This is a genomic window from Allobosea sp. 05T439, assembly GCF_056396005.1.
Map to the genome: position 1 here is coordinate 85,770 of NZ_JBFTKP010000002.1, position 13,402 is coordinate 99,171.

At 64.5% G+C, this 13,402-nt stretch carries 10 protein-coding genes; 3 read left to right on the forward strand and 7 right to left on the reverse strand.

Annotated elements, in window-relative coordinates; genetic code table 11:
* Positions 1-2: 2 nt before the first annotated feature.
* The 5 genes from AC1DIO_RS02405 to AC1DIO_RS02425 form a co-directional block, all read right to left on the reverse strand.
* Positions 3-425, reverse strand: coding sequence for a GNAT family N-acetyltransferase (locus AC1DIO_RS02405; RefSeq protein WP_441505320.1), 423 nt, complete (start codon positions 423-425; stop codon positions 3-5).
* Entirely contained in the window at positions 425-4,180 is a 3,756-nt protein-coding gene (gene metH / locus AC1DIO_RS02410; protein WP_441505371.1) for a methionine synthase, read from the reverse strand. Before metH ends, AC1DIO_RS02405 begins: the two co-directional genes overlap by 1 nt.
* Positions 4,181-4,309: 129 nt before the next feature.
* Entirely contained in the window at positions 4,310-5,221 is a 912-nt protein-coding gene (metF, locus tag AC1DIO_RS02415) for a methylenetetrahydrofolate reductase [NAD(P)H] (protein WP_441489334.1), read from the reverse strand.
* Entirely contained in the window at positions 5,221-6,237 is a 1,017-nt protein-coding gene (locus tag AC1DIO_RS02420) for an ArsR/SmtB family transcription factor (RefSeq protein ID WP_476770606.1), read from the reverse strand. Before AC1DIO_RS02420 ends, metF begins: the two co-directional genes overlap by 1 nt.
* 124 nt (positions 6,238-6,361) lie before the next feature.
* Positions 6,362-7,711, reverse strand: a complete 1,350-nt coding sequence (locus tag AC1DIO_RS02425) for an aminotransferase-like domain-containing protein (protein ID WP_441505370.1) — start codon at positions 7,709-7,711, stop codon at positions 6,362-6,364.
* 159 nt (positions 7,712-7,870) lie between these two features.
* Here AC1DIO_RS02425 and AC1DIO_RS02430 point away from each other — a divergent pair, with 159 nt between their 5' ends.
* A complete protein-coding gene (locus AC1DIO_RS02430; protein ID WP_441505318.1) occupies positions 7,871-8,734 on the forward strand; it encodes a DMT family transporter in 864 nt (287 codons plus the stop codon).
* A 146-nt stretch (positions 8,735-8,880) separates the two neighbouring features.
* Here the strand turns inward: AC1DIO_RS02430 and AC1DIO_RS02435 are convergent, their stop codons facing one another.
* A complete protein-coding gene (locus tag AC1DIO_RS02435; RefSeq protein ID WP_043233603.1) occupies positions 8,881-9,084 on the reverse strand; it encodes a cold-shock protein in 204 nt (67 codons plus the stop codon).
* A gap of 130 nt (positions 9,085-9,214) precedes the next feature.
* On the reverse strand, positions 9,215-11,413 hold the full coding sequence (locus AC1DIO_RS02440; protein WP_476775149.1) for a glycoside hydrolase family 3 N-terminal domain-containing protein: 2,199 nt from the start codon (positions 11,411-11,413) through the stop codon (positions 9,215-9,217).
* A gap of 122 nt (positions 11,414-11,535) precedes the next feature.
* On the opposite strand from AC1DIO_RS02440, the gene AC1DIO_RS02445 reads away from it, so the two are divergent.
* Positions 11,536-12,162, forward strand: a complete 627-nt coding sequence (locus AC1DIO_RS02445) for a YitT family protein (protein ID WP_441505316.1) — start codon at positions 11,536-11,538, stop codon at positions 12,160-12,162.
* A gap of 69 nt (positions 12,163-12,231) precedes the next feature.
* Positions 12,232-13,377 (forward strand): alpha-hydroxy acid oxidase, encoded by a 1,146-nt coding sequence (locus tag AC1DIO_RS02450; RefSeq protein WP_441489339.1) that lies wholly within the window; start codon positions 12,232-12,234, stop codon positions 13,375-13,377.
* Positions 13,378-13,402 lie beyond the last annotated feature (25 nt).

Sequence of the window (13,402 nt, forward strand, 5' to 3'; positions counted from 1 at the left end):
GCCTAGACCGGTCCGAGCGGCTTGACGAAGACGGCCTGGCCGTCGAGCGCAAGGCCCATGTCGCGCCAGCCATGCTGGCGGTAGAAGCGCGCAGCACGGGTCGTCGCGCCTGTCGTCAGGTATGCTTGCCGGTGCCCCTTCTCCGCAAGCCGCTCCAGCGCCGCATCCAGGAGTGCGCGACCATGGCCGTGCCCTTCGTGATCGGGAGCGATGAAGAGCGCCCAGATGAGAGCCGTCTGGTGGTTGGCGCAGGTGAAGCCGACAATCTCGCCGCCCTCCTCGCTGACGAGGAAGATGGCCTGCTCCATATACCAGGCGACCTCCTCATCGCTGACCTTGGAAGGGTCGCGGAGCACGTTCTCCTTCACGGCCTGCCGGATCACGCCGATGCGCGGCAGATCGGCCGGGATAGCCGCCCGCAGCATCACTCGGCGGCCTCGAGCCGATAGGCGCTGGGCTCGTAGTTGAGGATCGGCGCAAGCCAGCGCTCGACCTCTTGTATCGCCATGCCCTTGCGCGCCGCGTAATCCTCGACCTGGTCGCGCTCGACCTTGGCGACACCGAAATAATAGGCGTCCGGGTGCGACAGATAGAGTCCTGAAACCGAGGAGCCCGGCCACATCGCAAAGCTCTCGGTCAGCTTCACGCCGACCCGCCGCTCGGCCTGCAGCAACTCGAACAGCGTTTCCTTCTCGGTGTGATCGGGCTGGGCCGGATACCCCGGCGCCGGCCGGATGCCGCGATATTCCTCGCGGATCAAATCCTCATTGGCGAGATTCTCGTCGGGGGCATAACCCCAGAACTGCGTGCGAACGAGCTGGTGCATGCGTTCGGCCATCGCCTCGGCGAAGCGGTCGGCCAGCGCCTTGACCATGATCGAGCGGTAATCGTCGTTGTCGCGGGCGAATTTCTCGGAGATGCGTTCCTCCTCCGCTCCCGCGGTCACCACAAAGGCGCCGATATAGTCAGGCCGCTCGATGCCCTCGGGCGCGACGAAGTCCGAAATGCACATGTTGGGCTTGCCGTCGCGCTTCGAAAGCTGCTGACGCAAGCCGTGGAAGGTCGCCAGCGTGTCCTGGCGGCTCTCCCCGGTATAGAGCCGGATATCGTCCCCGACGGCGTTGGCCGGCCAGAAGCCGATCACCGCCTTGGGATTGAACCAGCGCTCCTCGACGATGCGCTTCAGCATCGCCTGCGCATCGTCCCAGAGCGCGCGTGCCGCCTCGCCCTGCTTCTCGTCCTGCAAGATCGCAGGGAAGCGTCCCTTCATCTCCCAGGTCTGGAAGAACGGCGTCCAGTCGATCACCGGCACGAGATCGGCGATGTCATAGGTCCGGAACACGCGCGTGCCGAGGAAGCTCGGCTTTGGTGGGGTGTAGTTCGCCCAATCCGCCTTGAAGGCATTCGTCCGCGCCTTCACCAGCGGCAGGCGCTGCTTGTCGGCCTCGGAGCGGCGATGGGCGGCGGCGACCTTGGCGTACTCGCCCCTGACGCCCTCGATATAAGCCGGCTTTTGGTCCTGCGAGAGCAGGCTCGAGACGACGCCGACGGCGCGCGATGCGTCGGTGACATAGACCGTCTGCCCCTGGCTATAGGCCGGGTGGATCTTCACCGCCGTATGCACGCGGCTGGTCGTTGCGCCGCCGATCAGGAGCGGAATGTCGAAACCCTCGCGCTCCATCTCGGAGGCGACGGTGACCATCTCGTCGAGGGAAGGCGTGATCAGGCCCGAGAGGCCGATGATGTCGACCTTCTCCTTGCGCGCGACATCGAGGATCTTCTGCGTCGGCACCATCACGCCGAGGTCGATGACCTCGTAGTTATTGCACTGGAGCACGACGCCGACGATGTTCTTGCCGATGTCATGGACATCGCCCTTCACCGTCGCCATCAGCACCTTACCGGCGGCCGAACGCTCGGAACCACCGTTCAGGCGCTTCTCCTCCTCCATATAGGGCATGAGATAGGCCACCGCCTGCTTCATCACGCGGGCCGATTTCACCACCTGCGGCAGGAACATCTTGCCGGCGCCGAACAGGTCACCGACCACGTTCATGCCGGCCATCAGCGGCCCTTCGATGACATGGAGCGGCTTCTCGGCTGCGGCGCGGGCCTCCTCGACATCGGTGTCGATGAAGGCGGTGATGCCGTTGACCAGTGCGTATTCCAGCCGCTTCTCGACCGGGTTATCGCGCCAGGCCATGTCCTTGCCGGAAATCGCAACCGAACCGTCTCCCTTGAAGCGCGGGGCGGCATCGAGCAGTCGTTCGGTCGAATCCTTGCGACGGTTGAGGACGACATCCTCGCAGAGCTCGCGCAGTTCGGGATCGAGGTCGTCATAGGAGCCGAGCTGACCCGCATTGACGATGCCCATGTCCATGCCGGCCTTGATGCAATGGTACAGGAACACCGAATGCATCGCTTCGCGGACCTTCTCGTTGCCGCGGAACGAGAAGGACAGGTTCGAGACGCCGCCCGAGATATGGGCATGCGGCAGGGTCTCGCGGATCGCCCTGGTCGCCTCGATGAAGTCGTTGCCGTAGTTGTCGTGCTCCTCGATGCCGGTCGCGACGGCAAAGATGTTGGGATCGAAGATGATATCCTCGGGCGGGAAGCCGATCTGCTCGGTCAAGAGCTTGTAGGCCCGCGTACAGATCTCGATCTTGCGTTCGAAGGTGTCGGCCTGGCCGGTCTCGTCGAAGGCCATCACCACCACCGCCGCGCCGTAGTTGCGGCAGATACGGGCGTGATCGAGGAAAGCCTCCTCGCCTTCCTTCATCGAGATCGAATTGACGATCGGCTTGCCCTGGATCGTCTTCAGGCCGGCTTCGATGACGTGGAACTTCGACGAGTCGACCATGATCGGCACGCGGGAGATGTCCGGCTCCGAAGCGATCAGATTGCAGAACTCGGTCATGGCCTTCTCGGAATCGAGCAGGCCTTCGTCCATGTTGATGTCGATGACCTGCGCGCCATTGGCGACCTGGTCGCGTGCCACATCCAACGCTGCGGCGAAGTCGCCTTCCTTGACCAGCTTGCGGAAGCGGGCCGAGCCGGTGACGTTGGTGCGCTCGCCGACATTGACGAAGGGAATGGTCTCGTCGAGCGTGAAAGGCTCGAGCCCAGCCAGCCGCAGATAGCGCTTGATCTCCGGCACGGCGCGCGGCGGCTTGCCCGCGACGGCTTCCGCGATCGCGCGGATATGGCCGGGCGTCGTGCCGCAGCAGCCGCCAACGACATTGACGAGCCCGGCATCGGCGAACTCAGCGAGCATTCCGGCCGTCGCCTCGGGGCTTTCGTCATACAGGCCGAATTCATTGGGCAGGCCGGCATTCGGATAGGCGCAGATCAGCGTATCGGCAACGCGCGACAGATCCTTGATATGCGCCCGCATCTCACGCGCGCCGAGCGCACAGTTGAGACCAACCGTCAGCGGCGCGGCATGGCGGATCGCATTCCAGAACGCCTCCGTGGTCTGGCCCGAGAGCGTGCGCCCCGAAAGGTCGGTGATCGTGCCGGAGATCATCACCGGCAGGCGCAGGCCCTTCTCGCGATAGACCTCCTCGATCGCAACGATCGCGGCCTTGGCATTGAGCGTGTCGAAAATGGTTTCGACCAATATCAGCTCGGAACCGCCATCGATCAGGCCACGCACCTGTTCGGCATAGGATTCGCGCACCTGATCGAAGGTCACCGCGCGGAAACCCGGATTGTTCACATCCGGCGAGATCGAAAGCGTACGGTTCGTCGGCCCAATCGCGCCGGCAACGAAACGACGGCGCCCATCGACCTTCTGAGCGAGAGCGGCCGCTTCGCGCGCGAGCTTCGCCGAGGCGACGTTCAGCTCATAGGCGAGCGCCTCCATGCCGTAATCGGCCTGGGCGATCTGCGTCGACGAAAACGTGTTGGTTTCGACGATATCGGCACCCGCCTGGAAATAGGCGAGGTGGATTTCGCGAATGGCGTCCGGCTGGGTCAGGACCAGCAGGTCGTTATTGCCCTTGAGATCGTGGTTCCAGCCCTTGAAGCGCTCGCCGCGAAACTCTGCTTCCGAGAGCTTCAGGTTCTGGATCTGCGTCCCCATCGCACCGTCGAGCACGAGGATGCGCTCGGACGCGGACTGGCGAAGCGCGCGCTCGATCTCGATGCCATCGACCTGGCTGGGATTGTAGTCTGACATCGCGAACGCCTTCGTCATGAAACTCTGCTCGTATGGTCTTCCCGTCATTGCGAGGAGCAAAGCGACGGAGCAATCCAGAGGCCACTGAAGACAGGCTGGATCGCTTTGCTCCCAATGACGGCTGGCACGCTACTCCGCGGCCGCCTGCTGCGGCGCGGCCCTGTCGGGCTTCAAGCCGACAAGATGGCAGATCGCGTAGACCAGGTCGGCCTTGTTCATCGTGTAGAAATGCAGGTCGGAGACGCCACGGTCGATCAGGTCGAGCACCTGCTCGGCGCAAACCGCGGCCGCCACGAGCCGGCGCGTCGCGGCGTCGTCTTCCAGGCCCTCGAACCGATCGGCCAGCCATTGCGGCACGCTCGCGCCCGTCTTGGTGGCGAAGCTCGCCGTCTGCTTGAAATTCAGGACGGGGACGATTCCGGGCAGGATCGGGATATCGATCCCCCGAGCCCTGACCTTGTCGAGATAGCGGAAATAGACGTCGTTATCGAAGAAGAACTGAGTGATCGCCCGGGTCGCACCGGCATCGACCTTCTTCTTCAGGGCATCGATATCGGCATCGAGCGAGGCCGCTTCCGGATGCTTTTCGGGATAGGCCGAGACTGTCACCTCGAAATCGGCGACGCGCCGGATCCCGGCGACCAGATCAGAGGTCTGGTGATAGCCCTGCGGGTGCGGCTCGTAGACCGTTCCCAGTCCACCGGCCGGGTCACCGCGCAGCGCCACGATATGGCGCACGCCGGCCGCCCAATAGGAGCGGATCACGTCGTCGACCTCGGCGCAGGTGGCGGAAACGCAGGTCAGGTGCGCCGCCGGCTTCAGCCGGGTCTCGTCAACCATGCGCTTGACGGTGTTGTGGGTGCGTTCTCGCGTCGAACCGCCGGCACCATAGGTCACCGACACGAAGGTGGGTCCAAGCGGCTCGAGACGGTGCACGCTCTCCCAGAGTGTCGTCTCCATCTCCGGTGTCTTCGGAGGAAAGAACTCGAAAGAGACGCTGGGCCGGCGGGTGCCGTGCCGGCTGGGGCGAAACGCATTCATCAGGCCACCTCGAAACTGGAATTCTGACGCAGCGGGAAATCCCCCTGCACGCGCCGGTCACGTCCACGCCAGAGCATCACGGAGAGTTGGCCGGACGCCCCCTCGGCCGAGGTCACCTCTTCGGAAAGATCGCAGCTCAATCCTGCCTCCGCGAACCAGCCGGCGATCTGGGCCCGCGAGAAACCGAGCCGGCGATGCGCGTGCTCGGTTCGCAGGAACTCCATCTCGTGCGGCGCGAAATCGACCACGATCAGCCGGCCGCCGGGGGCGAGCATCGCGGCCGCCTCGCGCAGTGCGCGGCCGGGGTCATCGAGGAAATGCAGAACCTGATGGATGATCACCAGATCGAAGGCCCCGCGTGCGAAAGGCAAGGCGTGAATATCGCCCTGTCGCAGCTCAACCCGGGACAGCCCGGCCTTCTCGAGATTGGCGCGCGCCACGGCGAGCATGGCATGGCTGGCATCGACACCGATGGCACGGCCGAATTTTGGGGCGATCCGCTCCAGCATCCGGCCCGTCCCCGTGCCGAGGTCGAGCATCGCGCCGGAAGAGCCCTCCCCGGCAGCCGCCTCGACGGCCGCCTCGACAGCATCGTCGGGGACATGCAGCGACCGCAGCCGGTCCCAGTCCCGAGCCACGCTGGCGAAATAGGACTGCGCCGCCTCGGCGCGCGTGGAGCGAACGGCAGCGAGCCTCTCGCGGTCCGCGGCGAGTTCAGGATCCGCCCGATCGAGCCACGCAGCCAGGGAGGCCGCGAAGGCGCCGCCCGCTCCCGCTTCGTCGAGCCGGAAGAAGGCCCATGCCCCCTCACGATAGCGACGAACCAGCCCGGCCTCGGCCAGGAGCTTGAGATGGCGGGAAATGCGGGGCTGAGACTGCCCCAGAATATCGGTCAGATCCGAAACGGAGAGCTCGCCCTCCGCCAACAGAGCCAGGATGCGCAGCCGTGTCTCCTCGCCGGCCGCGCGCAGGCCCGCAAGCAAGGATGACGAGGACAGCGTCGTGGGTTGGCGCAAAGGATCAGCCTTCGAAATTCAGAAAAACATATAAAGATATCTTTATGTCAAAAGAGGAGAAAGAGCAAGCACCTTCCTCGCGCCAGCGAGATCCCGCCCCCCTGTCAGCCAATGTTGGCACCACTCAGCGCCGCATCGCCGCTTCAAGCGCTGTGTAGATGCGCGGGTCAGACGATTGCGAGACGTTGAAGCGCAGGAATCGTCCCGCCGTTAGCGACACGCTGAAGGCATTTCCGGGGGCCAGGACGATATTCTCCGCCAGCACGCGCTGCGCGATCTCGGCGGCATCCAGCCCGTCCGGCAGGCGACACCACAGGAACATGCCTGCACGCGGCTCGATCCACGGCTCGATTCCGATAGCCTTCAACAGCGCGCAAGTCTCCGTCATGGCGCGCCCCAACCGCCCACGCAGCCCGTCCATATGCTTGCGATAGGTACCATCCTTCAAGGCGCCCAGTAAAAACTCCGCCGAGACCCGACTGGCTCCGAAGGACGTGGCGATCTTGAGATCGGTCAGCCCCTCGATCCAGTCGCGTCGCGCCGCGATGAAGCCACATCGCAGCGAGGCCGACAGCGTCTTGGAGAAGCTGCCGATATGCACGACCCGATCGAGGCCATCGAAGGCGGCAAGCCGCGGCGCCGGTTCCAACTCGAAATCGGCAAAGATATCGTCCTCGATGATCGTCAACCCTGACTGCTCAGCCAATTTGAGCAGCCGATGCGCAATCACGGGAGACAGCACGGCTCCCGTTGGATTGTGCAACGCGGAATTGGTGACGTAGAGCCGTGGCCGATGCGCGGCGAGCACCTGTTCGAAGCGCACGATATCGGGGCCGTTCGGCGTATAGGGAACGCTGACGACCTTGGCTCGATGAGCCCGCAGCAGGGCCTGGAAGTTGAAGTAGCAGGGGTCGTCGACCACCACCGTATCACCCGGTTCGATCAGGAAGCGACAGATCAGATCGATGGCCTGGGTTCCGGACTCGGTCAGCACGATCTGGTCCGGCCCGGCCTCGATCCCATGCTCCGCCATGCGCCGGGCGAGTAGATGACGTAACGGCAACAGCCCGAGCGGAGTGCCATAATCGGCCAACGTGGAGGCATCGGCGCGTGAGAGCGATCGGAGTGTCCTGCGCAGGCTTTCCTCCGGTAGCCATGATGCGGGAAGCCAGCCGCAGCCGGGCTTCAGGAAATCCTCGCCGGCCTCCAGCGATTGTCGCGAGACCCAGAGCGGATCGACTGCACGGTCGAGACGCGGCCCGATCTCCGCCAGCGACAGGGGTGGCAGATGCCCCGCGACATAGAAGCCCGAGCCGCGGCGCGAGCGGATCGCCCCCTCTGCGGCAAGCCGGTCATAGGCCTCGACCACCGTCGACTTCGAGACGCCCATCGTTTCGGCAAAGGCGCGGATCGAGGGCAGCCTGGCCCCCGGAGCCAGCACCCGCCCCGCCATGCGCTGGCGAACAGCCTGCATGACACGCCCGACAAGCGTGCCGTCATCGTCCAGGAGTGTCACGCAATCACCTAATTGTATTGCCACTTGCAGCATGACAGTTTGCACCAACTGTCATGCACCGTCTCTGGCAAAAGATGCAGATCCCGGCCAATGCAGGCCGCGAACGGAGGCTTCCTGATGGACAAGAGCATGAGCGGTTGGATCAACGGCTTTCTCGGCGTGCTGATCTTCAGCGCTTCGCTGCCTGCAACGCGTGTTGCCGTGGTCGATCTCGACCCCGTTTTCCTGACCGCAGCACGCGCCGCAATCGCCGGCCTGCTGGGCCTGTGCCTGCTTCTCGCCTTCCGGCAAACGCGACCGCAACGGAGCGACCTTCTCCCGCTGATTGTGGTCGCGCTGAGTGTTGTCGTCGGCTTTCCGCTCCTGACGGCGCTGGCGCTGAAACATGTCAGCTCGGCTCACTCGATCGTCTTCATTGGCCTTCTGCCGCTGGCAACGGCGAGCTTCGGCGTCCTGCGCGGCGGCGAACGTCCCCGCCCGGTCTTCTGGCTGTTCTCCTGCCTGGGCAGCGCTCTTGTCGCCGGATTTGCGATGACCCAGGGCTTTGTCGCCTCCTCGGTCGGAGATCTGCTGATGCTCGCCGCGGTCATCATCTGCGGCCTCGGTTACGCCGAGGGCGCGCGACTGTCGCGAAAGCTCGGAGGCTGGCAGGTGATTTCCTGGGCGCTGGTGCTCTCCCTGCCGGTCATGGTCACGCTCAGCGCGTTGACCCTTCCGGCCTCGTTTGCCGATGTCGGCCGGCCGGCCTGGATCGGCCTGGCCTATGTCTCGGTGTTCAGCATGCTGGTGGGGTTCGTGTTCTGGTATCGCGGCCTGGCACAGGGCGGTATCGCCGCCGTCGGACAGCTGCAATTGCTGCAGCCCTTCTTCGGGCTGATGCTCGCCGCTCTGTTGCTGCATGAGGCCGTGAGCTGGCCGATGGTCGCCGTTAGCGCCGGCGTGGCACTTTGCGTGGCAGGCGCCAAGCACTTCGCACGGTAAGCGCACGCACGGCCATCCGTGCCATGCACCCCGGCACTTGCGAGATCTGGAGCCAGCCCCACATCCCGTCAGTGAATGGGCCGCGCGCGACCGCCCATCATAGCGGCCGTTTCAAGGGTCGCTATGAGCGCGCGAGGCCCGAGAGGTCAGAGCAGCTGGAGCGAGCCTGCCGCCGTTTTGCCGCGTTCGGTTTTCAGATCGAACGAGACTTTCTGTCCTTCCGTCAGAGTCATCAGGCCCGCTTCTTTCACGGCTGTGATGTGTACGAACACATCCTTGCCGCCATCTGAAGGCTGAATGAATCCGAAGCCCTTCTCAGTATTGAACCATTTCACGGTTCCGGTCGCCATAGCCGCATCCCCTGAAGCCAGCTTCTTGCGGATCTTCGGATGCATGCATCCGAATGCCCGACCAGAGGAGGATTGACCGAAAATGCAAAGATGTCGAGGCCAATCGTCAAGCAGGAGCGTCTGGCGATGACTATGGCTTAATCACCTCAAACTGTGTCTTCGCCTCAGCCAACGCGGAACCGCCAAGATAAACCTCGAACAGACCCGGCTCGATAACATAACGTCCGGTGTCGTCGTGATATCCCAGCTTCTGGGCTTCCAGCTTGAAACGGACGGTCCTGGTCTCGCCCGCCTTGATCGCGAGCTTGTTGAAGCCCTTGAGTTCGCGGACCGGTCGGGACCGGGTCGCGACCGGCTGGCGGATATAAAGCTGCGTCACTTCCTGGCCGTCGCGCGAGCCGGAATTGGTCACATCGACCGAGATTTCTGCGATGCCATTGATCGGGATGCGCGAGCGGTCGACACGCGGATTGGCATAGGTGAAGCGAGAGTAGGAAAGACCGAAGCCGAAGGGATAAAGCGGCTCGTTCTTCTCATCCATGTAGATCGACTCGTAGCGCTGCCGGATCTTCTGCGGTCGCCCCGTCGGGAGATGGTTGTAGTAGATCGGGATCTGCCCGACCGAGCGCGGATAGCTCATCGGCGTGCGGCCCGCCGGATTCGCTGCTCCAGTCAGGACCTCGGCGATCGCCGTGCGCCCCTCGGTGCCGCCGTGGAAGGTCTGCACGATCGCGGCGACATGGGCGTCGGCCCAGGTGAGGACCAGCGGGCGGCCAGTGGCCAGCACCAGCACGACGGGCTTGCCCGTCGCGACGAGTGCCTCGAGCAGTTCCTGCTGCACGCCGGGCAGGCCGAGATTCGCGCGCGAGGCGCCCTCCCCGATGAACTCGCAATCCTCGCCGAGCATGGCGATGACGAGATCACTCGCCGCGGCCGCGCGGAGCGCTGCCTCCTTGTCCGCGAATTCGGTGCCGCAGTTCCTTGTGAAGGCCGGCTCGTAGACGACCTCGACCCCGGCCTGGACGCGCTCCTTCAACGCGTCGGGCAAGGACTGGATGGCGCGCCGTCCGAGCCCGGCCGGATCGGTCCAGACCCGCTCGGCCTCCGGCACGGCCATGGCGCCGATCACCGCGAGCCGCTTGACGGAAGACGCAACAGGCAGGGTTTCGTTGGCGTTCTTGAGCAGGATGATGCCTTCGCGCGCCGCGCGCAGTGCGACCTCGCGCGCCTCCTGCGTCTGCATCAGAGCCGGGGCAGCGGCCGGGTCGACATCGGGCCGCTCGAACAGGCCCAGGTGGAACTTTACGCGCAACACGCGGCGCACCGCCTCGTCGAGCATCTTCACCGAGACCCGACCAGCCTTCACCTCGGCCGCCAGGTGCTTGTCATAGACGTCACCCATCATATCCATGTCGATGCCGGCCAGCAGCGCCTTGCGCGCGGCCTCGGCATCGTCCTTGGCAATGCCATGCAGTCTGAGTTCGGTGATCGAGCCGAAATCCGAGACAACGAAACCCTTGAATCCCCAGTTCTGGCGCAGCAGCCCGGTCAGCAGCCCGCCATGCGCGGTGGTCGGGACGCCGTTCAGCGCATTGAACGCCGCCATAGCGGTCATCGAACCAGCCTCGAACGAGGCCTTGAATGGCGGCAGGTAGAGATCGAAGAGCTGGCTGGTCGGGATCCAGGTCGAGTTGTAGTCACGCCCGGCTTCGCCCGCACCGTAACCGACGAAATGCTTGACGGTCGTCGCCACGCCGCCGCGCTGATAGCCATGCGTGCGCGATGCAGCGACAATGGAGCCGAAATAGGCGTCTTCCCCCGCCCCCTCGAGGACGCGGCCCCAACGCGGATCACGCGAGATGTCGACCATCGGCGCGAAGGTCCATTGGATGCCGGCGGCGCGCGCTTCACGCCCCGTCCAATAGGCCGCCTCCTCGATCAGCTCCGGGTTCCAGGTCGAAGCCTGACCAAGCGGAAGCGGAAAATAGGTCGAGAAGCCGTGGACGGCATCGAGACCGATGATCAGCGGGATCTTCAGCCGGGACTCGCGCGCTGCTTTCTGGACATCCGCAACCTCCTGCGGCACGACGAAGTTCATCACCCCGCCCATCCGGCCTTCGCGGATGCGTGCGGCGTTGAACCCCTCGCCACGACCCGAGAGATGCAGCTGACCGACCTTCTCGTCGAGCGTCATCGTCTTGAGCAACGCCTCGATGCGCGTCTCGATGAGCTTCGCCTCGCGCCCGGTTTTCCAGGCAACGGTGTCCTGTGCCGGCGCGGCATGGGCAAGGAGCGTCAGGCAGAGCGCAGCGGCGAGCCGCAGAATCATGAGGAAATCTCGCAGGGTGGCGGTAGGGATGATCCGGCCCTACAGGATCAACCGGCGTGGCTCAACCGTTGCATCGTCGCGCCCGACGACCAAAGCCCTTTCAACCCAGCCGGATATCCATCATGAGCGACGCGGCGACCTCAGCCCCACCGACCGAGCGCCATAGTTTCTACGAAGACGTCTTCGCCATGCTGCTCGGCACATTGCTCGTCAGCATCGGCATCAGCCTCTACAGCAAGGCGACCCTGCTCACGAGCGGGGCGGCAGGGCTGGCATTGCTGTTCCAGCTTGCCACCGGGATCAATTTCGGCCTGCTCTTCTTCGCCATCAACCTCCCATTCTATTGGCTCGCGGTCCGTCGCATGGGCTGGCGCTTCGCGTTACGGACCTTCATCGCGGTCGGGCTCGTCTCGCTCTTCACCTGGTTCACGCCCGGCTGGATGGCGATCGCAACCGTGGACCCGGTTTATGCCGCGGTCGCCGGCGGCAGCCTGATCGGTCTTGGTGTCCTTGCGCTGTTTCGCCATCGCACCGGGCTGGGTGGCGTCAACATTCTCGCACTCTACCTGCAGGAGAAGCACGATATCCGCGCCGGCTGGTTTCAGCTTGGCATCGATGCGCTGATCCTCATCTGTGCACTCTTCATGCTGCCGCTGGAGAAAGTGCTGATTTCGCTGCTGGGAGCTGCCGTGCTCAACCTGATCCTGGCAGTCAATCATAAGCCCGGCCGGTATAGCGGGGTCACGTAGCGGGCGGTTGCCTGCGGCAGGGTTCCATGCGACCGAGCGGTCAGGAGCGAAAATGCGGAGCCAGCCGACATGTCCCAGCCCTTGACCATCGAAGACCTGCGCATCCTGGCCCAGCGCCGGGTGCCGCGCATGTTCTACGACTACGCCGATTCCGGCGCCTGGACCGAGGGCACCTATCGCGCCAACGAGGCCGACTTCGCCGCCATCAAGCTGCGCCAGCGCGTCGCCGTCAACATGACCAACCGCACGCTGGCGACCACGCTGGCCGGCCAGGCCGCCACGATGCCGGTTGCACTCGCCCCGACCGGCCTCACCGGAATGCAGCACGCCGACGGCGAAATCCTCGCCGCCCGCGCTGCAGCCAAGGCCGGCGTCCCCTTCACGCTCTCGACCATGAGCATCTGCTCGATCGAGGATGTCGCCGAGAACACCGACGCACCGTTCTGGTTCCAGCTCTACGTGATGAAGGACCGCGACTTCATCATTCGCCTGATCGATCGTGCCAAGGCGGCGCAGTGCTCGGCCCTGGTCCTGACGCTCGACCTCCAGATCCTCGGCCAGCGCCACAAGGATATCCGCAACGGGCTCTCCGCCCCGCCGAAGCCGACGATCGCCAATCTGATCAACCTCGCGACCAAGCCGCGCTGGTGCCTTGGCATGCTCGGCACCAAGCGCCGCAGCTTTGGAAACATCGTCGGCCACGCCAAGGGCGTCGGCGATCTCTCATCGCTCTCCTCCTGGACGGCCGAACAGTTCGATCCGGCGCTAAGCTGGGACGATGTGAAGTGGATCAAGGATCGCTGGGGCGGCAAACTGATCCTGAAGGGTATTCTCGATCCAGAGGATGCCGAGCTCGCTGCCAGAAGCGGTGCCGACGCTCTGATCGTCTCGAACCATGGCGGCCGCCAGCTCGACGGCGCCGTCTCTTCGATCGCGGCGCTGCCGGGCATCGTCGAGCAGGTCGGCGGCCGCATGGAAGTCCTGATGGATGGCGGCATCCGCTCCGGACAGGATGTGATCAAGGCGGTGGCGCTCGGCGCCCGCGGCGTGATGATCGGCCGCGCCTTCCTTTACGGCCTCGGTGCCATGGGCGAGGAAGGCGTGACCCGCTGCCTCGACATCATCCGCAAGGAGCTCGACGTCACCATGGCGCTCTGCGGCCTGCGCGACATCCAGCAGGTCGACGGGAACATCCTGGTGAAAGGCAAGGCCTGAGCCTCGTCCAGATCGGCAGCCCCAA

Coding starts and splice junctions, on each gene's coding strand:
- AC1DIO_RS02405 (WP_441505320.1), bottom strand. CDS start 425: ATGCTGCGGGCGGCTATCCCGGCCGATCTGCCGCGCATCGGCGTGATC.
- metH (WP_441505371.1), bottom strand. CDS start 4,180: ATGTCAGACTACAATCCCAGCCAGGTCGATGGCATCGAGATCGAGCGC.
- metF (WP_441489334.1), bottom strand. CDS start 5,221: ATGAATGCGTTTCGCCCCAGCCGGCACGGCACCCGCCGGCCCAGCGTC.
- AC1DIO_RS02425 (WP_441505370.1), bottom strand. CDS start 7,711: ATGCAGGCTGTTCGCCAGCGCATGGCGGGGCGGGTGCTGGCTCCGGGG.
- AC1DIO_RS02430 (WP_441505318.1), top strand. CDS start 7,871: ATGGACAAGAGCATGAGCGGTTGGATCAACGGCTTTCTCGGCGTGCTG.
- AC1DIO_RS02435 (WP_043233603.1), bottom strand. CDS start 9,084: ATGGCGACCGGAACCGTGAAATGGTTCAATACTGAGAAGGGCTTCGGA.
- AC1DIO_RS02440 (WP_476775149.1), bottom strand. CDS start 11,413: ATGATTCTGCGGCTCGCCGCTGCGCTCTGCCTGACGCTCCTTGCCCAT.
- AC1DIO_RS02445 (WP_441505316.1), top strand. CDS start 11,536: ATGAGCGACGCGGCGACCTCAGCCCCACCGACCGAGCGCCATAGTTTC.
- AC1DIO_RS02450 (WP_441489339.1), top strand. CDS start 12,232: ATGTCCCAGCCCTTGACCATCGAAGACCTGCGCATCCTGGCCCAGCGC.